The sequence below is a fragment of the Paraburkholderia phenazinium genome, assembly GCF_900141745.1.
In the GTDB taxonomy this organism is placed as follows: domain Bacteria; phylum Pseudomonadota; class Gammaproteobacteria; order Burkholderiales; family Burkholderiaceae; genus Paraburkholderia; species Paraburkholderia phenazinium_B.
Genome location: NZ_FSRM01000002.1, coordinates 1,723,668 through 1,745,207, shown reverse-complemented (window position 1 = coordinate 1,745,207; position 21,540 = coordinate 1,723,668). Strand labels below are relative to the sequence as shown.

At 58.5% G+C, this 21,540-nt stretch carries 17 protein-coding genes and 1 pseudogene; 5 read left to right on the top strand and 13 right to left on the bottom strand.

Annotated features, from left to right (window positions below; all coding sequences use genetic code 11):
- Positions 1–67 precede the first annotated feature (67 nt).
- The 5 genes from BUS06_RS27690 to BUS06_RS27670 form a co-directional block, all read right to left on the bottom strand.
- Positions 68–1,669: an efflux transporter outer membrane subunit gene (locus BUS06_RS27690; RefSeq protein ID WP_083611635.1), complete on the bottom strand. Its 1,602-nt coding sequence runs from the start codon at positions 1,667–1,669 to the stop codon at positions 68–70.
- Complete coding sequence (locus BUS06_RS27685) at positions 1,669–2,745, bottom strand: HlyD family secretion protein (RefSeq protein ID WP_074267567.1); 1,077 nt, start codon at positions 2,743–2,745, stop codon at positions 1,669–1,671. Before BUS06_RS27685 ends, BUS06_RS27690 begins: the two co-directional genes overlap by 1 nt.
- Before the next feature lie 11 nt (positions 2,746–2,756).
- The gene (locus BUS06_RS27680) at positions 2,757–4,367 is read right to left on the bottom strand and encodes an MFS transporter (RefSeq protein WP_074269327.1); all 1,611 of its coding nucleotides are present in this window, start codon (positions 4,365–4,367) and stop codon (positions 2,757–2,759) included.
- A gap of 477 nt (positions 4,368–4,844) precedes the next feature.
- A complete protein-coding gene (locus tag BUS06_RS27675) occupies positions 4,845–5,678 on the bottom strand; it encodes an AraC family transcriptional regulator (protein WP_367117612.1) in 834 nt (277 codons plus the stop codon).
- Between the two features lie 559 nt (positions 5,679–6,237).
- A complete protein-coding gene (locus BUS06_RS27670) occupies positions 6,238–7,257 on the bottom strand; it encodes a zinc-dependent alcohol dehydrogenase family protein (RefSeq protein WP_171991643.1) in 1,020 nt (339 codons plus the stop codon).
- Positions 7,258–7,362: 105 nt separating this feature from the next.
- Between BUS06_RS27670 and BUS06_RS27665 the strand changes: the two genes are divergently transcribed.
- Positions 7,363–8,313: a LysR family transcriptional regulator gene (locus BUS06_RS27665; RefSeq protein WP_074267566.1), complete on the top strand. Its 951-nt coding sequence runs from the start codon at positions 7,363–7,365 to the stop codon at positions 8,311–8,313.
- Between the two features lie 759 nt (positions 8,314–9,072).
- Here BUS06_RS27665 and panB read toward each other — a convergent pair.
- From panB to BUS06_RS27635, 5 genes are all read right to left on the bottom strand, one after another.
- On the bottom strand, positions 9,073–9,900 hold the full coding sequence (gene panB, locus BUS06_RS27655; protein WP_074267564.1) for a 3-methyl-2-oxobutanoate hydroxymethyltransferase: 828 nt from the start codon (positions 9,898–9,900) through the stop codon (positions 9,073–9,075).
- A gap of 114 nt (positions 9,901–10,014) precedes the next feature.
- On the bottom strand, positions 10,015–10,758 hold the full coding sequence (locus BUS06_RS27650; RefSeq protein ID WP_074267563.1) for an SDR family oxidoreductase: 744 nt from the start codon (positions 10,756–10,758) through the stop codon (positions 10,015–10,017).
- Positions 10,759–11,160: 402 nt separating this feature from the next.
- Complete coding sequence (locus tag BUS06_RS27645) at positions 11,161–11,445, bottom strand: DUF4148 domain-containing protein (protein WP_074267562.1); 285 nt, start codon at positions 11,443–11,445, stop codon at positions 11,161–11,163.
- 203 nt (positions 11,446–11,648) lie between these two features.
- Positions 11,649–12,539 (bottom strand): helix-turn-helix domain-containing protein, encoded by an 891-nt coding sequence (locus tag BUS06_RS27640; RefSeq protein ID WP_253190078.1) that lies wholly within the window; start codon positions 12,537–12,539, stop codon positions 11,649–11,651.
- 383 nt (positions 12,540–12,922) lie between these two features.
- Positions 12,923–13,870 (bottom strand): fumarylacetoacetate hydrolase family protein, encoded by a 948-nt coding sequence (locus BUS06_RS27635; protein ID WP_074267560.1) that lies wholly within the window; start codon positions 13,868–13,870, stop codon positions 12,923–12,925.
- A 646-nt stretch (positions 13,871–14,516) separates the two neighbouring features.
- On the opposite strand from BUS06_RS27635, the gene BUS06_RS27630 reads away from it, so the two are divergent.
- From BUS06_RS27630 to dmpG, 3 genes are read left to right on the top strand one after another with little or no spacing between them, the layout of a single operon-like run.
- Positions 14,517–15,350, top strand: coding sequence for an HpcH/HpaI aldolase family protein (locus BUS06_RS27630; protein WP_083611633.1), 834 nt, complete (start codon positions 14,517–14,519; stop codon positions 15,348–15,350).
- Between the two features lie 23 nt (positions 15,351–15,373).
- Entirely contained in the window at positions 15,374–16,333 is a 960-nt protein-coding gene (locus BUS06_RS27625) for an acetaldehyde dehydrogenase (acetylating) (protein ID WP_074267559.1), read from the top strand.
- A complete protein-coding gene (dmpG, locus tag BUS06_RS27620; protein WP_074267558.1) occupies positions 16,330–17,370 on the top strand; it encodes a 4-hydroxy-2-oxovalerate aldolase in 1,041 nt (346 codons plus the stop codon). The genes BUS06_RS27625 and dmpG overlap by 4 nt, the downstream gene beginning before the upstream one ends.
- Positions 17,371–17,545: 175 nt before the next feature.
- Here the strand turns inward: dmpG and BUS06_RS27615 are convergent.
- From BUS06_RS27615 to BUS06_RS27605, 3 genes and pseudogenes are all read right to left on the bottom strand, one after another.
- Positions 17,546–17,776: pseudogene (locus BUS06_RS27615) on the bottom strand (transposase); the annotation flags it as partial.
- Between the two features lie 254 nt (positions 17,777–18,030).
- Positions 18,031–19,293 (bottom strand): amidohydrolase family protein, encoded by a 1,263-nt coding sequence (locus tag BUS06_RS27610; RefSeq protein ID WP_074267557.1) that lies wholly within the window; start codon positions 19,291–19,293, stop codon positions 18,031–18,033.
- Positions 19,294–19,399: 106 nt separating this feature from the next.
- Positions 19,400–20,149 (bottom strand): alpha/beta fold hydrolase, encoded by a 750-nt coding sequence (locus BUS06_RS27605; protein WP_074267556.1) that lies wholly within the window; start codon positions 20,147–20,149, stop codon positions 19,400–19,402.
- Positions 20,150–20,843: 694 nt separating this feature from the next.
- Here BUS06_RS27605 and BUS06_RS27600 point away from each other — a divergent pair.
- Positions 20,844–21,506 (top strand): FadR/GntR family transcriptional regulator, encoded by a 663-nt coding sequence (locus BUS06_RS27600; protein ID WP_074267555.1) that lies wholly within the window; start codon positions 20,844–20,846, stop codon positions 21,504–21,506.
- Positions 21,507–21,540 lie beyond the last annotated feature (34 nt).

The window sequence follows — 21,540 nt, the reverse complement described above, 5'->3', positions numbered from 1 at the left end:
CCAAGAGCCAGCCTGCTTACGGATTTGCGTCAGCGATGGGCTGGATGGAAGTGCACAACTTCAGCGGTCATTGCGGAGCTGATGCGCCGGTTGCCGTACTAACGGTTTTCAGCGGCGTTGACCCGGTGTGCTCCGCAGTGGATGAAGCATCCTCCGGGAAAGCCGTTTCCCAACCACCACCGAGGGCCTTGTACAGGGTCACAAGATTGACTGCAGCGTCCGCCTGACTCTGCGCCAGCTCGCTTTGAGCGGCCAGCAGGTCTTTCTGTACGGCGAGCACGTTGAGGAAATCAATGGCACCCTCACGATACCGTTGCTGCGCGACCGAAAGCGCGAGCTGGTCCTGCTGCACCACCTCCTTCAAATTATCACGGCGGCGCTGCTCGGCATCGTAGGCGGACAATGCGTCATCCACTTCATGCCACGCCTGCAAGACCGTACGCTGGAAGCCGATCGCTGCTTCCTGTTGCTGGGCCTTGCGCAACTGGAGCGTGCCCCTGAGTCTTCCGCCCTGGAAAATGGGCATCGAAATGGAAGGACCAAAGACGAACTGATGCGAAGCCCAGTCACCCAGACTCGAAAGCTGAAGCGACTGCGAACCAAGACTACCCGTGAGCGAGATCTGCGGATAGAAGTCAGCCTGGGCAACGCCAATCTCGGCAGTTGCAGCATGCAACTGTGCTTCCGCACGCCGGATGTCGGGGCGGCGTCGTACCAGTTCCGACGGAAAGCCGATCGGCGCACGAGCCGGGAGCGATGGAATGTCGCGCGGGGCTCCCAACATCTGTGCGAGTGCACCGGGTTGTTCGCCGAGCAGGAAGCTGAGTGCGTTGATAAGTGCGTCGCGGCGCGCCTGCAGCGGCGGCAGCCGCGCTTCGATCGACGCAACCTGCGCCGATGCGTTGGCAACATCGAGGGGGGTCGTAGCGCCCTCGGTCATGCGCAATCGTGTCAGCTTGACGGTAGAGTTGGCGAGCGCGAGATTCTGGTTCGTGATGTCAAGCAGGGTCTGTGTAGCTCGTAACTCGATATAGTCACGGGCAAGTTCGGCTTGCGCGGAGAGCAGGACAGCGCGGCGTTCCTCAGCCGAGGCCTGCACTGCCGCGTTGGCTGCTTCCACGCCGCGCCGCGCATGGCCCCACAGGTCCAGCTCGTAAGACGCATCGAAGCCGTACTGCCATAGGTTGTAGGGCGGCGATCCGCTCGAGCCAGGTAAGCTGGAAACACCGAATGCGGTTTCTCCATTCGCGGATTCGGGCTGCACTCCTGCGGGAGTGGTGCCCAGCAGCGAAAAGATGCCATTCGGGCTCGCCCGCTCCCGGTCGTAAGACGCAGCACCGCTTAACGTCGGATACAGTTCCGCGCCTGCAATGCGTAACCCGGCGCGGCTCTCCAGCAGGCGAACCGAGGCGGCCTTGACGTCGAGATTGTCGGTCGCGAGCCGCGACTCCAATGCCACCAGGTCCGAGTCTCCCAGCAGGGACCACCACTCGGGCGCGAGCGTGGCCTCGACGGGTCGGCTCGGCGCCTCAGCCTGGTTGGCACGGGTGAAATCATTGGGTGCTGAAACATTGGGCCGCTGAAAATTCGGTCCGAGCGTGCAACCCGCAAGCATGGCACCTGACAGCAGAGCTAGCAGAACGGGCCGAATAGACAAGGAGTGTGCCATCAGTTTGTCCCCGCCTCTTTAACTGATGTGTCACTTGCTGCGACATCGACCGTCGGCTCGACCGAAAGGCCCACGCGCAACCGGGCTACGCCCGGCTGACCCGGATCGAGGATGATCTTCACCGGCATGCGTTGCACGATTTTGGTGAAGTTGCCCGTTGCGTTGTCTGGCGCGACCGGCGCGAACGCGATACCCGTCGCCGGCGCAACGCTGTCGACATGGCCGGTCAAGACAAGACCCGGAAAGCTGTCCACTGTGATGCGAGCCGGCTGATGCGGGTGCATATGGTCAAGCTGGTTTTCCTGAAAGTTGGCGACGACATAAGCCTGTGACAGCGGTACCACGGCCAGCAACGGCGTACCCGCAGCAACGATTGCGCCAACTCGGATCGAGCGCTGGCCGACCATACCGTCTATCGGTGCGCGGATTTCCGTATAGGAAAGGTTAAGCTTCGCCTGATCGAGCGCGGCCTGGGCGCGCGCCAACTCGCCGAGCGCTCTGGTGCGCCCCGCACGCAGAATATCAAGATCCTGCTGGGCAGCTTGCAGCGCAGCACTGTCGCGATCGTGGTCAGCCTGTTGCTGATCGAGCGTGGTCACGGCGTGCTGCTGCTCCTCCATCGTGCCGGCGCCGCCAGCGGAAAGATTGCGATAGCGCGTGGCGTTGGCGCGCGCGAAGTCAATGGCGGCTTCGTCGGAGTGCAAGGTCGCTTGCGCCTGTGCGACGACTGCGGGATGCTGCGCAATCTTCGCGTCAAAATCACCCACGGTGGCCGCGGCTACATTCAGGTCACCCTGCGCACTGGCAAGGGCGGCGCGATAGTCGCGGTCATCGATACGCGCCAGAAGCTGGCCCGCTTTCACCACCTGGTTGTCGTCGACCAGAACCTCGGCAATCTGGCCAGCAACACGCGGTGCAACAAGCGTGTAATCGGCGGTGACATAGGCGTCGTTTGTCGACTCAGCGACGGGTTGTTGGGAGAGCAGCTTTGTGCCGCCCCAGCCGCAGCCGGCTAATAGGAGGGCCAAGGCCCCAAGCAGGACGGGCTTTCTGGATGGTCGGGTAGATTGTGACATTTTCGATGTGTTCAGCGAGAAGTTGTCTGGGTGGGCGCGCGGGGCGGACGGACACGCACAGGCACGATGGGAATGAGCAGCACAAGGGCGGCGGCAAAGACCGCCATGACGAGATAGAGGTCCGCCGACATTAGTACGATCGCCTGCTCATGGATCCTGCTGGCCAGTTGCGTAAACGTCCCCGCGTGATCGGCGGCCTGTCCGGCGATCAAAGGTGCGCCGCCCAACTGGTCGACGAGCATCGTGGAATGGTAGTGTTCACGCGCGGTGCCAAGCCCTTCCACCAGCCCGATGCCGATCGCCCCGGCAAAGCCCTTCACCATGTTGAACATGGCCGACGCAAACGGGCCCTCGGTTGGCGGCAGTCCGGTAGTCGTTTGCAGTAGCAGCGGAATCACGGCCATCGGTTCGCCGACCGTTAGAAGCGCCTGGAGCAGGTAGAAGTTCTCGCGCACCCAGTCCGACGTCATGAAGGTGCCGAGGGCACAAGAGAGCGCGATCAGGGTCAGTCCAATCCCCAGCACCCAGCGGCAATCAACACGTTCGATGTTGAGGATCGCCGCCGTGAGCGGTAGCGCGACAAGCTGCGGCAGGGCGACGACCAGCGCCAGTGGTGCAATCTGCAGCGGCCGATACCCACGCACCTCGGTGAGATAGTCGGCTGGAATGACAGACACCGCCAACAGGATCACCAATACGCCAGCAAGCGTAATCAGCGAATGGGTGAAATTGCGTCGAGCCAACAACCGCAACTGGAAAAAAGGCAGCGGGTGCGACCACTCGTTCAACAGGAACATACAGAACAGCAGCCCCCCTCCAACGAGCAGCAGGCAGATCAGCGGCGAATTGAACCAATCCAGCCGGTCGCCCTGGTTAAGCCCGATCACCATCATCGAGATGGCAGGAAAACCGGTGAGCAAGCCGACCCAGTTGAATGTGCGAAAGCGTTCCAGCCTCAGCGGATCCTGCGGCAGACCATAGGCGATCGCCGCGCTGCTCATGAGGCCCAGCGGCACTACCTGCCAGAACACCATGTGCCAGCCGACGTATTCGGTCCACAAGGCGGCTAACGGCGTACCCAGGTTGGGTCCGAACGTCGCGGTGAGCGCATAGCTGGCAAGCCCATAAAGTCTGACGTTGGGCGGCAGGTACCGAAGCGCCGCCGTCATCAGCATGGGCGGCAGGCATCCACCGGCAAGCCCCTGCAGCGCCCTCAGGACCGCGAGCGTTCCAACATTGGTGGCGAACGGGCAAAGGAAGCCCAACAATGCGAAAGCGAGGACCGCGCCGATGGTGAAACGTCGCAGCGAGAAGGTCACTGAGCACCAGGGCGCGAAGGCCATGGCGGTGACGTTGGTGGCCTCAAAGAGCGCGGTCAGCCAGGTTCCCTCGTCGTGGCCAATCGACAGCGCGCCACGCACGTCGATCATTGCCACGTCGGTGACGTGTTCGTTCAACCCCGCGGTAAACGAAGCGAGCAGTACGCCCACCAGTCCGATCGCAAGCCGTAGTCCGAAAGCGGGTGGCGTGGGCGCAGCGGGGGCCGGTGGCGCAGGCGCGGCAGCAGCCACCGGCATCTGCGGGCTTGGCACGGGGGGCGCCAGAAGTTCGACAGTTGTCATACTGATGAATCCGCAAACGCACACGCAAGCGTGAAAGGCACGCTTAGGCGAGCAGTTGTAGGGCAGATCGCTGTCATAGCTGCAGCGGCGCTGCAGACCCATCGGGACCGCGACCTACGCGTGGTGAGAAAATATGTACAGAAACTCGGCATGGTTTACACCCGGTGTGTTTGGAACAGTTTGTGTACTCTAGCAATTCCTGATTTGACCGTACCGTCAAGGGATGCCAACCATCGTCGCGATACGGACAACTGCTCTGAAAGAGATTTTCCCGCTTCAGCCGGGTACTTCACCAGCAACAACCCGCATCGGCCTGCGATGAGGTGGCCAGCCTGTTAATGCGCTGCCGTCGGAACATAAACGCCCTAAGACATCGGCGTGCCTGCCTGCATGCACCCCTTCGAGGTATCGGGAATAGAAGCAAAAATTCAATGTCGCTTCGTCTTGCCGGCCACCTTTCGGCCAACCTCAATTCATTCATTTCCGCCCGCTCAAATAAGCGGTTGGTGCGATCCCGAGCGTGCGCCGGAACATCGCGGTGAAGGCGCTCGGACTGTCATAGCCATGCTCCATCGCGACCTGCAACACCGAGGCGCCCGCAGCGAGACATGGCAGGCTTAGCAACAGCCGCATGCGGCGCAGCCACTGCCCGAAGCTCATCCCAAGTTCGCGATGGAACATTCGGGCGAGGGTTCGCTCGCTGACGTTGATTCCGGCGGCCAGATCTGCGAGTATCACGGGTCCGGAAGGGCTTGCGATCAGTTGCTCGCACAAGCACATGAGTCGCGGGTCTCGAGGCATGGGCACGTGCAATTGCAGCCGCGGCGCTGCTTCGAGCTCATCGAGAATCAGCTCCATGACCCGGTGATCCCTACCCCCAAGCTCGTAGTCCAGCGGTACGCGCGTCGCGGCGACGATTGCCTCGCGTAGGAACGGGGACACTTCGATGACCTCGCACGCATCTGGAAGACCGGGACGGGCATCAGGGGCGACAAAAACCGTGCGCATGCTGACGTCGCCAAAAAAGCGCACGGCATGGTCCGATCCAGTCGGCATCCACACGGCACGTCCCGCGGGTACGACCCAACTCCCGTGCTCGCTTATGACCGTCATGACACCACTAAGCGCATGAATCAGTTGCGCACGTAGGTGGCGGTGCGGCGGAAAATAATAGCCGTGCAGATAGTCGCTTGCCAGGGCCGCAATTTCTCGGGGAGATTGTTGGCAATCCTCAATGGTTCGAAAGATTTCCATAGTGCGAAAAGTGTAGCTGTTCCTAAGCAGGTCGCCGGAATCGAAAATTTCACGCATCAACTGCAACGACGCACGGCGTCCGGCAACTGCCGAGGCAGTGGACCGGCATCACGGTCGTCTCCTGCGTGGCCAGCTCTTCCTTTACGCTTTGATAGAGAGCATGTCCGAATCCTGTGAATGCATTCTAGGTCTGGGGGCGATTTCAGGCTTATCGCAGCGTCCTATCGGTTATCAAACAGTCGAGCCCGTGAGCGGGCCTTATCCGGAATTCGTGGTTTTTTCGCACGCTCCCGTGACTCTGCCAGCACTCGCTTATCAGACAGTCCACTTTTTCAGGATCCACGCGTGCTAGCCTGTAAAAACTAAAGGCCGCCCAGCGACTGCGACTGGACGGCCACTTTGAACATCTCGGGTGACATGTTTGCTGGACGTCAGGAATTCGCCCGGCGGCTTTCCTACACGGAGATGGAGATCAAAGCCTCGAGGCGAAACGCGACAGCGCGTTTCTCGCGCCGGCCATTGGCGTAATTACGCAACCGCCTACGAGGCAGAACAGCGGGGCATCACCAGAGAGTTTGTTGAAAGAAGCGAGCGCTTCACCAGTTCACCTGTCGGCTCAAACCCCGGGGCCGGTTACTACGAGCTTACCGAACGAGCCTCGCTCCAAGTGGTCCAGCGCGGCTGGGAGCTGGTCGAACCGATACGTTTTCTCGATCACAGGTTTCAGTTCTTGCCAGTCAACCGCGCGCACCAGGTCTTCTAGTGCGCGGCGCGGCCCGACTCCAATGCCCTGCACCGTGGCGCGCGCCTGCAGCAGCGGGAAAACGGAGGTCCGCAGCTCGTCTCCCTGCAGAATGCCGATAACCGATATACGGCCAGCTTGTGTCAATGACAGCATCGACTGGCCGAAGTTATCTCCACCGGCCAACTCCACAACGTGGTCTGCCCCGCGTCCTCCAGTGATCTCACGCACCGTTGCGGCCCAGTTCGGCGTCCGCTTGCGATTGATGCCATAGGCGGCGCCCAGATGCCTGACGCGTTCCAACTTGTCGTCGTCGCCGGAAATCACGATTACGCGTGCCCCCTGTGCTGCCGCAATCTGCACTGCGAACAGGGCGACGCCACCGGTTCCGATCACAACCACGGTGTCGCCTGGACGAGTCGATGCACTCTCGGTCAGCGAAAACCAGGCGGTCAGGCCGGCGCAGGTTAATGTGCTAGCCTGAGCCGGGTCCAGCGAACGCGGAGCAAGCACGAGCGAGTCCTCGTTGAGCACGACATACTCGGACAACATGCCTGGCCCTGGCGCGCCGAACATCACGCTAGTTTGTGGCTGGACGCCATCGACCCAGCCGGAGAAGAAAGTGTTGATCACCGCGTCGCCCACCGCGAAGCTGGTGACGCCCGGTCCCACCACGACAACCTCACCGCTCATGTCGGAAGCTGGCACGAAGGGCAACGGCAATGGCATGCCCATCCCATCGTGGGTGATCCGCAGATCACGGTAGTTCAATGCGATTGCCTGTACCTTCACCAGCACCTGACTAGGGCCGGGCACCGGTACAGCGACTTCGGCCAGTTGCAGATTTGTGCGACCATAAGCAGGCAATTGCCAACGTTGCATCGAGAGCGGCATGGTGTTCTTCCGTATTAACATGATGACAGCCGCAGAATAACGATTCTGTGGACTACAGAGTGCATCATATTGATCGGCAGTATGCAGATAAAATGGAACCAATAAGTGGAACCTGTTTCACATGATCGGCTGGCCGGAATTAGCGCCTTCGTGGCTGCAGTAGAAGCGGGAAGCTTCGCGCAGGCAGCGGCACGATTGAGGCTGACCCGCTCTGCAGTAGGCAAATCAATCGCCCGACTTGAGGCACGGCTGGGGTCCCGACTCTTCGTGCGAACAACGCGCAGCCAGAGCCTGACTGACGACGGCCAGGTCTTCTACGAGCGTTGTGCCCGTGCGCTGGAGGAGCTGAACGCCGCGCAGCAAATCCTCGAAGCAGGGCGCGACGAGCCGGTAGGTCGGATACGGGTAAGCGCGCCGGTAGTTTTCGGTCGTTTGCACGTGACGCCCGTTTTGCTAAGTCTGGCAAAGCGCTATCCGCGACTCCAGCTTGAAGGGATCTTCACTGATCGCCTGGTCGACTTCGTCGACGACGGCATCGATCTCGCAATACGCAGCGGTCTCCTCGCCGACAGCGATGCGATTGTGGCGCGCCGGCTCGGCGAGCAGCGCATGATACTTTGTGCGTCACCGGCCTATCTCGAGAGCAACGGAACGCCACGTGACCTTGCCGATCTCACCGCGCACCGAGGCATCAACTATATGCGTGGGGGTCGGATATTCCCATGGCCACTGACGGACGCCACTGGACGTAAGGTGGAAACGGAAATTGCACACAGGATTGGATTTGATGACATCGGGGCGATAGCTGCCGCTGCTGTCGATGGCGCTGGGCTTGCACACGTCCCGTATTGGCTGGTGAACGAACATTTGCAGTCGGGTGCGCTCGTCGGCGTCCTCGGTGAAGCCTCGTCGGTAATGGTCCCGTTGCACGCTATCTGGCCCCGGACGCGCTACCTGCCGTACAAGTTGCGTGTAGTGATAGACACACTGCTGGACGCCATTCCACCGTCCCTGCAGCCGGCAAACAAGCTTGCCGATCCGGCATACTCGCCTTGATCTGCACGCACAAGCTCAGGCATTCCTGGTACTACTGTACGTGCGGCCGCCTGACTTCACGAGCGCGAAGACCGGCAAGCGGAATGCGATGATCTCGCCAATCTCGCATCACGACGTCCCAGCTCACTGCCTTGGCACCGGGTGGCGCGAATGCCTTTTAAAAACGCTGGTTTGCCAATCCGACGTTCACCTCGTCGAGCGAGCGGGACATGTCGTGCAACACTGAGACTATGAGCAACACGGGGCTGTCTTATGTTGCGGTTACTGATCCAGTCTGAGTCGGAGCAACCGTCGAGGCGCTCGCAACCCCAGCCCAGCAAAGCGATGTCTTCAAAGAAAGCGGCACAAGAATCGATAAAGCGAACTACCGCACGGAATCTATTTCTCACGTTCAAAGGATTGTCCGTTGAGTGATCGAGTTGAAACGTCGGTCACAACTAAAGTTCGTGGCACCTGCCGGGAACGGTCACGGTCGTGGAAGCGTTGCATCCAGTGCGGATACGGCAGGCCCGGCCGCGGTACACGATCGAGCCGTTTCAAGCTGGTCTCCGCCGTACGCACGATGTGTAAGCGACCGAGTCCTAGCTGACTGGGACCAGCGCCAGTGCGCAGCCGAACTTTGGTCGCGACGAGCATGCGCCGAATGTGCAGTAGTTCATAGTCCAGACCCCTACCTAACCTCAACATGGATTGCGACGGCGGCGGGATTGATGCCCCGCCGTCTGGTGGCGGAACGACTGACAATATCCCGAATGCGGACTAAAAGCAGTGTTCGGGCGCAGGGAATTCTCTCGACTTGACAGCCTTGATATAGGCGCCGATAGCAGCTTCGATACTCGGCATTCCATCCATAAAGTTACGCACGAAGCGAGCGGTCTTGCCGGGAAATATTCCCAACATGTCGTGCATTACAAGGACCTGACCGGAACAGTCTGGACCAGCGCCGATTCCGATGGTCGGTATTTGAAGCAGGTCAGTCAGTTCTTTGCCCACCGTCGCCGGAATCGCTTCAATGAGCATCAACGATGCGCCCGCCTCCTGGAGTGCTACTGCATCCGCTTTCAATCGTTCGACATCCTCAGCTTTCTTTGCCTGAACCTTGAACCCACCAAGACGGTGAACCGATTGCGGTGTCAACCCAAGGTGGGCACACACGGGTATGCTGCGTTCCGTTAAAAATTTCACGGTTTCGACCAACCAGGCACCACCTTCGAGTTTGATCATTTGTGCGCCCGCCTGCATCAATCTCACAGCGCCTTCAAACGCAGACTCGGGCGTCCCGTAGGTGCCGAACGGCATATCAGCGGCTACCAGCGCAGATCGATTTCCGCGGGACACACACGCCGTGTGATACGCAACATCTTCGAGGGTAACTGGCAAGGTTGTGGTTTGGCCTTGCAACACGTTGCCCAAGGAGTCGCCAATCAGCAGCATATCGATTCCACAGCGGTCCATCATCGAAGCAAAGCTTGCGTCATAGCAGGTCAGCATCGCAATCTTCTCACCGGCTAATTTCATGTCCATCAGCGCTGGTGCTGTGGTCGCCTTGCGCACGGCGCTTTTGCTCTCTTGAAGATAGCCGGTCATTTAAAATGTTGTCGTTAAAGAAAATTTTTTCAACGCCGGAATGGGACTGCCGGGTGCGACGCTGATGAGGGCCTTCGTCGACGAGAACGCCCGATCGAGGTACGTGGTCGTCCGTTAGACCAGCACGTGGCCACCATCGACAATAATGACCTGGCCCGTGCTAAAACCCTGTTGTATCAGGTAAAGATACGTTCGAGCAACGTCGCTTGCCTCTCCAACCCTTCGCACAGGCATCTTTTCGGCGATGTGATCATAAAGACCATTGCGATCAGCTTCACTCATATTGTCCCACAAGGCCGTGCGCAAGACACCGGGCGCTACGGCGTTGACTCGCAGCGGCGCAAGCTCGACCGCCAGGGTGCGAGTCAGTGACTCGATCGCGCCAAGAATGCTCGACGGGATCGCCCAGGCAGGCAGCGGGCGCGACGACGCCACTCCGCTTGTGAGCGTGATAGAGCCACCCGCGCGAATCAGCGAAGCCCCGTATTTAACGGCCTTGAGCGCACCCCAATAGCGCACTTCGAAAGCCTGCTGCGCAGCCTTAATGCTGACATCGGCAAGGTTTTGCAGGAGCAGCGCTTCACCGGCCGTGTAGACAAGGTGGTCGAATGCGCCGACGCGCGTGAAAAACGCGCTCACCTGTGCCTCGTCGGTAAAGTCGAGCGACTCTCCGCGAGCGCCTTGAGGCAGTCGGTCCACTGCAGCTGCGACGCGTTCACGGTTGCTTGATGCGATGATGACCTCGGCTCCGGCTTGCGCCGCAGCTTCGGCCACAGCAAAGCCAATTCCCGAGGTGCCGCCCGCTACGACGACCCGGCTTTTCTGGAGGGTGACGTTGGATAGTTGATTGTTTCCCATGCTCGAAGTTTCGTAAGAAAGAAAGACCACGCGACGACGTAGAGCATAAGGCAGCACGCACCGCCTTAACTGATCTCTACCCTATCGCAGCTGCGAAAGAGTGTACTTGTTTAGCGACAATCGCGTCGACCCAATCGACCGATCGCCCGCGACACCGACAATCCGATTCGACAGAAATAATTTTCCCTATGTCAACGCAAAGTGTAAATTCGGACCCGATAGCTTCACCGCATGTTCCGCCTCGTAGCTGATAGACCATCGCAGCAGTGGATCATTCACACTGGGTGGATGGAATGCGCGCAGGGGTACTGCGCGCCCAGACTACATGCTCAGGTCAAACACTTTTGGCATCCTCACTGGGCGTCCGGAATTGAAACGCAACGGGTAAAGGTACGACGCGTCCTAGTTGGACTTCGACACTGCTGACGGCCCTGATTCCGACGAACCGGACACATCGCCGCCGCCGATCCCTTCCGAACGGTGTTTCTCAGCCACCTTGGCTTCAGCAGCCTGAATTTCCGCCGGATAGGTAGTTCGACCCTGGCCTGGGCGCCAACCAGTTTGTTCGAGCTCAACCAACTCGGCGCGAACCTGCGCCCGGGTGAGCGGACCATTTGATTGGGCAAAGGAGGCAACCGGGATGGCGAATACGCCGGCAACGACAATGGCTTGCATGAGGGACTTCACGATAAATTAGCTCCGTATTTCCGGTCTTGCCACGAACACCTTTGTTCATGGACTTTCATTTATATTTTAGATATCCGAATCTTTTTTATAAACGCCACAATGCGGAAAACACTGTTACGGAGTTGCGCGCCAACGCAAGCAAACCAGCTCTTTCGTTCCAGACCTACTACGCTATGGTATCGATACAATAAGCAACACTAATTTCATGCGAATTTTTCGTTCGCAAAGTACAGCAATTTCCCAATGGCGTCGCACGCCATACCAGCACGCGGAGCTGTCGCTGCGCGCCTGTAGTCAGAAGGCGAAACGCCAGTATGCTCCTTGAAAAAGCGTGAAAAATTGCTAGCCGCAGAGAATCCCAGTTCATCGGCGACGTTTATCAAGGGTACATCTCCGATCGCCAGCTTACGAATCGCCTCTTCAAGGCGAATTGCGCTCCAGAACACCTGCGGTGTAGTGTTGAGTTGGTCGCGGAATAGCGCAAACAGTCGTGCTCTCGACAATCCTGCCTCGCTCGCAATCTCGTCGATTGTAGTGCGCACATCAACTCTTTCGCGCATAAGCACTATTGCCAACCTCAACTTGCGACTGAGCAGCGGGACGCCCGCAGTCAACGGACCCGGTGAGTGTGCAACCAGCGATGTCTGGATTGAACCACTAATGAGCTCCTCTGCTGCGACCTCAATCTTCTCTTGTAGCTCCGGATGGAACATTATCAGGTCCAAGACCTTCCAGAGACTGGCGCGCAACTCGGGACTGATGGCAATACGAGGGGAGGTAAACACGAACGGCCTACCTGTTATCGCGGCCCTTTTGTCCAACCACTCTTTATTGATATACACCGAAAGGAAAACGGCTGGCGAACTTGACGACAAAAGCTTCCCGTCGTGCTGTTCGAATGGCTTGACCGCAACCGCATGCGTTTCGCTAAAGCGGAAAACCTGCGTACCTATCCTCGCCTCAGCGTCGGCGCCGCCGAGCCACCAGACGATATGCGCTTCCGAGTGCGCGTGGGAAACCAATCCCGTGCGCAGTGGCAGCAGCGAAATGCGACCGAACGCTCCTTCGTGCATGGCAAATGTCTCGGGCATCATCGTCTCCTACAGTAGTTTCACAATTGGTTAACGCCTATCAATTCTTCACTTTTGCTTCAGTATTCCTAATTTCTACGGCAGATCGGTCCAACGTGATGTTGCCTGTTTCCATTTCAGATGAAGCGAAGTGCAGCCTGTCACTTCAGCTCTGCCGTTCATCGCCGACGTGATCGAGATGGCATCACCACCTCGAACAGTGCCAGGGGTCCGATGCGGACCATGTGCGGGGCGGATGTCGCCAATCTGCACCGCACCGCTTTACGGGTAACCTCAATGCAGCGAGCGACCGGCAACTCCGCCACCTTCAGCTATGTGAGAAAAAACACTGCTTTCCGCGCCGAACAGCCAAAATCTGGCTGTTCTTGAATTTCAGCGCGAAGCGTTTAGATGTGAACGACCTCATTCCTCAGAACGCCGATACGATCGATTTCATTTTCGATGACATCGCCTGGCAAGCAATAGCGTGTCGCCGCAACCAATCCCTCCTGACCTTGCCACTTTCCGCCGAGTTCGGCGTCGGTTGACCAGGCTGTGCCTGCGGGCGTTCCGGTCAGGATGACCATACCGGGACGCAGAGTGAAGTTGATCGAGAAGAAATGAATCAGGTCTGCGCACGTCCAGATCATGTCTGAAGTCGGGCTTGATTGACGCAACTCTCCATTGATCCGGGTACGCAGCATCAGGGTCTGCGGATCGCCGATCTCATCAGCAGTGACAATGGACGGTCCTAGCGGCGAACTACTGTCGAAGGCTTTGCCACGACCTACTTCGTACCACGTGAAACCTTCAGGCGATTGGCGAACCTGCCGATCCCGGGCGGTGACGTCGTTGGCGACCGTATAGCCGAAAACGTAATCAAGCGCCTTTTCAACCGGAATGTGTCGACCCTCCCGACCGATGACAATAGCCAGTTCGGTTTCGCAATCGAGCTTCTGTGTAAGTTCGGGGTCGTAGACGATCGGCTCATCCGGTCCTACCACGCAGTCCGACGTCATCACAAAAAACTCGGGTTCTTTGCCGCTGATAGGAGCGCCCACCTTTTCGGCGTTGTGCGCGCGATAGTTGCTACCACTGCAGAGAATAGTCGAAGGCAAAATCGGCGAGGTCAATCGCACGTCACCAAGCGAATGCCTGCCCTCGCCCGAACCCACAATTGCGTTCGCCACTTCCCGGCCAGCCGCGCCGGAACGAATGAAGCTAGAGGTATCAGCCAACAGAGCGCTGTTCTCCGATCTTGCTCCAATCTTGGTCGCTAGCGGATCGACAATCTTGTCGTCGACCAGAAAACCAAGTCGACGCTGGCCGTCGACTGTGAAATTAACGATCTTCATCTTTATCCTTTGCTCTTGGGGGGTAACCGTGTTCATTGGTGATGGCGACATCTCGCCCTCGAAACCAAGGTTATACCATTAACGTCTTTGGTTCAACCAAAAATGCATCAGCATCGCACTTCCCTTCCCCACTTTCGGACCGCCAATTCCGATTTCGCACGGGAGGACGGAACGTCCCACCAGGCACCAAGGTCACTGGAAAACGGCGTCCCATCCCATAGCCGGGCACGGATCGACGTTTGCCCCAGATTCGGTTTGCCTAGGCAGAAATGTCCGCCAAGGCCGCGACTACGGGGCGCATCGAAGTGCAGTGCAGCACAGTAATTCTTTAGTTTCCATGCCTCTGGATTGAAACCAAGTAGTTGACAACGGGGTGTACCAAGGACTACATTGGTGTAACCAATGGACATTTTGGTGAAACCATTTGCCCAATTCTGATCGGGCGAGACCAGATGGATTCAAGGAGAGCGTGTGATATGGAGAAGCTTGATTTTGGCGAGGCGCACGTTCATCGACGCGTCGGTCGCTTGGCCAACGTGCCATGTTTTGCGAATACCCCTAACCCGCGAATTCTCGACGCGGCGCTCCGGACCTACCCGTTCGCGCTAGAAACTGACCTTGGAACTCCAGAAACTGGAGGGCCGCTGTGACAGCGGACCGTCCAAATGGCGGTGATTCCGCTTCTTCCGTGCACCGGGAGACAAATCTTCGTGTTCGCCTTCGCAAACGCGAGCCTTTTCTCGCGCTTTTCTCCATCATCCCGGCGGTCGAGCTCGTTGAAATCGCTGCTCAGTCCGGATTCGACGGCATCATTCTGGATACAGAACATGGCAGCTTTGGAACCGAAACGCTACCCGCTTTGATCCTCGCAGCACGGGCCTACGGCATTTTTCCTATTGTCCGCGTGCGATGCAATGATGCCTCTCTCATCGGTGCGGCGCTCGACGCAGGTGCGGCAGGCGTGCTGGTCCCCCAGATCGGGTCAATGCAAGAGGCAACACAAGCGGTACGAGCCGCCCGCTTCGCGCCGCAAGGTTCGCGTGGCGCCAACCCCTGGGTGCGAGCTGGCGGCTATGGTTGCTCTCCACGTTGGTTTGAGACGGCAAACGACGAAACCGCCGTTCTCCTGATGATTGAAGGCGCCGGGGGACTGGCAGCACTTGACAGCATCATGGGCATCGCCGATCTCGACGGCATCTTCCTGGGTCCGGTCGACCTGTCCCATGCACTGGGAGTGCCCGGACAAATCAATCATGAAACGGTGCGTGCAGCAATTACCACGACGATTAACCACGCCCTTGAGGCCAGCGTCGCGCCGGGGGTTTTCTCGCCCACGGCAACGGTGGCAAAAACCTGGCTCGATTGTGGCGCGAGGTTCGTAGCGATCGGCGTTGACACAGCACACATCGGTTTCGCCCTCAGCAACCTCGTTCAAGACGTTCGATCCACCGCTCAGGCTACCGGGCGCATCCAGAACTGATCACTAGCAAGGAGTTATACGCAATGACCAAGACGAAAGTAGCGATCATCGGGTCCGGCAACATCGGGTCCGATCTGATGATCAAGGTAATACGAAACAGTAAGTATCTGGAAATGGGTGCAATGGTTGGCGTCGATCCCAATTCAGACGGCCTCGCACGTGCATCTCGTCTGGGCGTGGCGACAACCGCCGAAGGTATTGACGGCTTGCTGGCCCTCGATGTATTCAAGGATATCGACATTGTCTTCGATGCGACTTCCGCCGGTGCACATAAACACCACAATGAAGTGCTACAGGCGCGCGGTGTGCAGGTGATTGACCTGACTCCCGCCGCTATCGGCCCATACGTCATTCCCGCCATCAATCTGGAAGAGGAAAACGCGACGAACATGAACATGGTGACATGCGGCGGGCAAGCCACCATTCCAATCGTTGCGGCTGTCTCACGCGTTGCAAAGGTTCACTACGCGGAAATCGTCGCGTCGATTGCGAGCAAGTCGGCGGGGCCGGGCACTCGTGCCAATATCGACGAATTCACTGAGACCACGCGCAGCGCGATCGAGAAGCTCGGCGGTGCAACGCGTGGGAAGGCGATCATCGTTCTCAATCCGGCCGAGCCGCCGCTCATCATGCGAGATACTGTGTTCGTCCTCTCCGAAATGGTCGATCAACAAGCCATCCAGGAGAGCATTGAGAAGATGATCGCAAAGGTGCAGAGCTACGTGCCAGGTTATCGACTTAAACAGCAGGTGCAGTTCGACGTGATTCCTGCTGATAAACCGTTGAACATTCCCGATGTCGGTCTGGTACACGGCCTGAAGACTTCGGTGTTTCTCGAAGTCGAAGGAGCAGCACATTATCTGCCTTCGTACGCCGGCAACCTCGACATCATGACCTCCGCCGCCCTCGCCTGCGGCGATCTGGTGGCACAACGTCGGCTGGCTTCAGGCATCACACGCGGCATCAAGGAGGCTGCACAATGACTCTCAACAAAAAGATCTACATTTCCGACGTGACGCTGCGCGACGGCAGCCACGCCATCCGGCATCAATATAGCGTCGCTAATGTCAGGTCAATTGCAGCCGCTCTTGATGCAGCTGGCGTCGACAGCATGGAAGTTGCGCATGGCGACGGCATTGACGGCTCAAGCTTCAACTATGGATTCGGCGCACATAGCGACGTAGAATGGATTTCGGCGGCCGCTGAGAGTGTGAAGACTGCGAAGATTGCTACGCTGCTGATTCCTGGCATTGGCACCACGCACGATCTTCGCAACGCATACGATGCGGGCGCCCGCATCGTACGGGTCGCTACGCATTGCACAGAGGCAGATGTCTCGCGCCAGCACCTTGAATTCGCGCGCGAACTAGGCATGGATCCGGTCGGCTTTCTGATGATGAGCCACATGACGACGCCTCAAAAGCTTGCCGAGCAGGCAAAGCTGATGGAAAGCTATGGCGCAACCTGCGTCTACGTCGTGGACTCGGGCGGCGCACTTGGTATGAACGATATTCGCGACCGGTTCCGTGCATTTAAGGATGTGCTCAAGCCCGAGACACAGACGGGGATACATGCACACCACAATTTGAGCCTTGGCGTGGCGAATTCGATCGTTGCCGTAGAAGAGGGCTGCGACCGCGTCGACGCAAGTCTAGCCGGGATGGGTGCGGGGGCGGGTAACGCACCGCTCGAGGTGTTCATTGCCGCCGTGGAGCGTCAAGGCTGGAACCACGGTTGTGATCTGTACAAGCTGATGGACGCCGCCGACGATCTCGTCCGACCGTTGCAGGACCGCCCCGTGCGCGTGGACAGAGAAACGCTCGCGCTGGGTTACGCAGGCGTCTATTCGAGCTTCCTGCGCCACGCAGAGCTCGCAGCCGCCAAATACGGCCTGAAGACGGTCGACATCCTCGTCGAACTTGGCCGCCGGAAAATGGTGGGGGGACAGGAAGACATGATCGTGGATGCAGCCCTGGATCTGCTTCGACGGGATGCTCGCCCTGTCGCCCAGCACGGTTAGGATTGCTATGCCAGTGAGGGGCTCCTGGAGTGATCAATCCCGGAGCCCCTCACCAATCCACCCCATCGAAATGATGGCGCTTTCTGGCAATGCGTGTGATGGCGCGGTCGCCGATATCAACACGCTGGCACGGGCGAGGCGGCCGCGAAGATCCACGTGACGCCGCTGCCGCCGTTCAGATATCCTCAACCTCCAATTCATCAAGCGCTTTGGACATAAGACCGGCGCGTCTCCATTGGACCCATTTGATATAGCACGTCTGTAACGGCGGAAAGTTAGCCGGTAACCTGTGCCGCTTCTCGTTGCAGGCTATGACCCAAAGAATCGCCTTCAGTACGTCCCGCGGATCCCGCGCGGGGCGCTCAAACCGCTGCTGCGAGCCTTGGGAGAATAAGTGACCGACATGCTGCCAATCCCGTTCAGCACTTCGATGTCCGTTGTGCGGTCGAGTACAGGCATGGTCGGACGTTTACGCATGATCCAATTAAACCGCTTCTAGAACGTTCGTCAGTGCGCGCCCTTTCAGGGGACGCTCCAGCAGTGAGACATGCGAAACCGCAACGGGCGATCCGGTGATGGATCGCCCCGCTGTAGAGAAAAGGAATCACGAGGTTCTACGTATTCCCCTGAACCACCTTGAACACGTTAACAGTTCGCCTGCTACATGCCGGGTGTCGGGATGAGCCGCTTGTAGTAGACCCCGTCCTTCATCACGACCTTGATGTTGTCGCGGTCCTGGAGAAGCTTGATGTTCTCGACCGGATCGCCATCGACGAGCAGCAGGTCGGCGAGGTAGCCATCGCTGACGAGACCGAGGTTCGGGATATCCATGATTTCGCCACCCCATTTCGTGGCGGCCATCAGGGCATCGGCCGGCGTGAAGCCAAGAATGTTGACGAAGTGCTCAAGGTCGCGTGCGTTGGTGCCGATCGGATTCCATGCGAACCCGTAGTCGCCGCCCGGGAGAACCCGCAGGCCGCGTTTCCTGAGTTCGCCGTACACCTTCGGGCATTGCTCGATCATGGTGAAGAGCTCGCTCTTTTCGACAAACTCCCGGGTGATGCCCCACGGCTCTGCCTCGTACGCGGTTGCGTAAATCACGCCAATGGCCGGCGCGAGAAACACGCTGTCGCGCTTCGCCTCGAGCAGGTCGTACGTTTCACCCTCGATGAAATCGCAGTGATAGATAACGCGGAAGTCATACTTCAGGGCAAGCTTCACGGCCGCATCCGCACGGGCATGACACGATAGCCAGGCGCCGCGCATATGGGCCTCTTCCGCGGCGGCGGCGACCTCTGCCTCCGTATAGGAAAGCCGGCGGGCGAACCCCTGACGTCCAGCAAACATGTCACCCGAGATGTTCATCTTGATGGTGTCGACACCCTCGCGAATCAGTGTCCTGACCGTTCGCCGGATTTCATCGGGGCCGTCTGCAATCAGTTCGAAGCCCTGGTGGTTCGTGTGGTATTGACGTTCGTCCCCAAGACCTCCTGTTGCGGTGAGTTCAGGCGAAGCGGCCCGCATGCGCGGCCCGGGGAATTTTCCCGCGTCGATGGCGTCGCGAAGCACCGCTTCGAGCCGGAACTTCGCCGAAGCCGCCGAGTACAGACTGGTGAAGCCCGAGTCCAGCATCAGCTTGACGTTCTGCAGCGCGAGGATGGTGTGTTCTTCAATCGGAATCAGGCCAAGTTCACTGAACTGTGCCATGTTGCTGTAGGTGACGTGAGCGTGCGCTTCGACGAGGCCTGGCATCAGCGTCATGCCTTTGCCGTCGATGACGTCGTAGTAGGATTCACGCGGAATCCCGCCATTGCCGCGAGCCACGGCGCGGATCAGATTGCCATCGACAAGCGCTTCGCCCACGAACGTTGGTGCACCCGTGCCGTCGAAAATCTTCACATTGGTAAAAAGTTGTGGATTCATTTTCTATTCTTAAATAAATGGATTTATCAGTTCCGTGTAACGCTAGCTGCGATGGCAGGCTACCGAAGCGTCGCTTTAGCACGACACCGCCGCATGGGTACCCGATCTATTTCGCGAAGAACTGGAGCAGCAATTTATTCACCGCTGCGGCCTTTTCGATGGGCGTCCAGTGGCCGCACTGCGCCAGTTCGACATACTTCGAGCCCGGAATCTTGTCGGCAATGCCCTTCGCAGTCGCAGGCGGCGACGTTGCATCCTGGTCGCCCGTCACAACCAGCGCCGGAATCCGCAGCTTCTCGATTGCCGCCGGTTCGAGGCCGACAATCATCTCGCAGGTTTGCGCGTACATTTCGGGATCCTGTCGCATCACAAGCTCCCGCACGAAAGCCGCCAGCTCCGGATGATCCCGCTTGGTCTCAGGCGACGTGCCGCCCTTCACGGTCGCGTCGGCAATGCCTGCCAGACCAACCTTCCTGGCCTGCTCCGCACGATCGCGGATCGCCGTTTTCGCTGCCTCCGGCGCTGCCTGGATCGGCCCGATCAACGCAATGCTGCGCACCATCTGCGGATGCTCGAGAGCCAGACGCTGCACGATGACGGTGCCCAGCGAATGCCCGACCAGATGGACACTTTCAAAACCCGCACCGTCGATCAGCTCCACGACATCGGCGACCAGCGCATCGATGGAAATCGGTGCCTTGTCGCTGCGGCCGCAGCCGCGGACGTCCGGAACCACAACCCGGAAGCTGGGCGAGAGTGCCGCAACCTGGGCTCCGAAAACGTTACCCGTGCCGCCGAGTCCGTGCACGAGCACGACCGGCGTACCTGCTCCTACGTCATCGTATTTGAGTTTCATATGTCATTCCTGAATAGGTTTTGTGAATCGAAGGTGATCGGTGCGTCAGGGCGCCGCTTTTTATGAAGTGTGACTTCGCTGTTCCGGCGAAGTCGCAATGACCTGTCTTTGCAACAGCGTCGAAAACGTAGTGACGGGCACGTCACCCGACATCGCCTGTCGGTCTCTCGGGCAGGTGCAGCCTGTCGCGACGGTCGTCGAACGGCCGTGCTCGCTCATATCCTGACTGACGATCGACATTGCGTTGGGCTCTCGTGTGCGATGAGCATGACACCGTCTCCTGGTTTTATCTTTTCGAGGAGGGAACTGTCCCAAGGTGCCCGAACCGTCGTTAAACATCCAGGCACCGTGAATCCCGTGAACAAATTCTAGGAGGGTGTCCAATCGGACGCTTATCGGATTGTCCAGTCGCGTATCCGGCAATCTAGCTCAGTGTCTGAATTTCTGCGGGAGTCCCTAACATTTCAGATGCCCGATGACCCGTCGGCGCTCCGTTATCAGAAAGTCCATTTTTCAGCGCCCATGCATGCAATCCAGATGCCCGACCAATCCCACGCCCCTATTGCGCGTGCTAGGCTCTACCAACACGAGTGAACCTTTCCGCAAACCGGTTGAAAAATTGGTTTACGACGGGCTAAGTGCCTTATAATCGAACAAAACGCGAGAGGAATGACAACTATGGTGAAGGTCTGATATGGAAGACTTTGAAGCTGTCGCGGCTGCATTGTCGCAGCGCATTGCGGACGGTGCCTTTCTTCCGGAGGGGCGCTTGCCTACAGAGCGAGAACTCGCTGTCGAGTACAGAATCCCTCGAAGCGGCGTTCGAAAGGCGCTTGCCAACATTGAGCGCGAAGGGATGATCGTCCGCAGTGTGGGACGGGGAACCTTTGTTGCCGGCAGTTTGCCACCCAGCTTCGAGCAAGAGGATCTTGCCGACATCAGTCCGGCCGACCTGAACCTGGCTCGCCTTCTACTTGAACCTGGTGTAGCAGAGCATGCGGCGCTTCACGCAACAGCGGCCGATCTCGCATCGATCGAGAAATGCATGCTTGAGTGCGAGAACGCTAAAGATGTCAAATCGGTCGACTTTTGGGATGCGAACCTGCACATGGCGATCGCGAAGGCAACTCACAACAGCTTCATTGCTTTCACGTTCAAGGCTTTGCATCAGGTCAGGCAGTCACCGTCCTGGAGCCAGGTCAAGTACTTCGCAGTTACGCCCGAACGATTTGAGGTCACAGTTGCTGCGCATCGCGCAATCGTGAGCAGTATTCTTCGACGAGATGCTGCAGCAGCTCGTCGTGCAATGGAAACCCATATCGAGCAGATTGGCAAATACATTGCCAATCGCGACTAGACTCGCGTAGCAAATCCACGCAATCAGGTCGGGG

Bases quoted from the DNA above. Each gene is read 5' to 3' on its own strand.
- BUS06_RS27690 (WP_083611635.1), bottom strand. From the start codon at position 1,669: ATGGCACACTCCTTGTCTATTCGGCCCGTTCTGCTAGCTCTGCTGTCA.
- BUS06_RS27685 (WP_074267567.1), bottom strand. From the start codon at position 2,745: ATGTCACAATCTACCCGACCATCCAGAAAGCCCGTCCTGCTTGGGGCC.
- BUS06_RS27680 (WP_074269327.1), bottom strand. From the start codon at position 4,367: ATGACAACTGTCGAACTTCTGGCGCCCCCCGTGCCAAGCCCGCAGATG.
- BUS06_RS27675 (WP_367117612.1), bottom strand. From the start codon at position 5,678: ATGCGTGAAATTTTCGATTCCGGCGACCTGCTTAGGAACAGCTACACT.
- BUS06_RS27670 (WP_171991643.1), bottom strand. From the start codon at position 7,257: ATGCCGCTCTCGATGCAACGTTGGCAATTGCCTGCTTATGGTCGCACA.
- panB (WP_074267564.1), bottom strand. From the start codon at position 9,900: ATGACCGGCTATCTTCAAGAGAGCAAAAGCGCCGTGCGCAAGGCGACC.
- BUS06_RS27650 (WP_074267563.1), bottom strand. From the start codon at position 10,758: ATGGGAAACAATCAACTATCCAACGTCACCCTCCAGAAAAGCCGGGTC.
- BUS06_RS27640 (WP_253190078.1), bottom strand. From the start codon at position 12,539: ATGATGCCCGAGACATTTGCCATGCACGAAGGAGCGTTCGGTCGCATT.
- BUS06_RS27635 (WP_074267560.1), bottom strand. From the start codon at position 13,870: ATGAAGATCGTTAATTTCACAGTCGACGGCCAGCGTCGACTTGGTTTT.
- BUS06_RS27625 (WP_074267559.1), top strand. From the start codon at position 15,374: ATGACCAAGACGAAAGTAGCGATCATCGGGTCCGGCAACATCGGGTCC.
- dmpG (WP_074267558.1), top strand. From the start codon at position 16,330: ATGACTCTCAACAAAAAGATCTACATTTCCGACGTGACGCTGCGCGAC.
- BUS06_RS27610 (WP_074267557.1), bottom strand. From the start codon at position 19,293: ATGAATCCACAACTTTTTACCAATGTGAAGATTTTCGACGGCACGGGT.
- BUS06_RS27605 (WP_074267556.1), bottom strand. From the start codon at position 20,149: ATGAAACTCAAATACGATGACGTAGGAGCAGGTACGCCGGTCGTGCTC.
- BUS06_RS27600 (WP_074267555.1), top strand. From the start codon at position 20,844: ATGGAAGACTTTGAAGCTGTCGCGGCTGCATTGTCGCAGCGCATTGCG.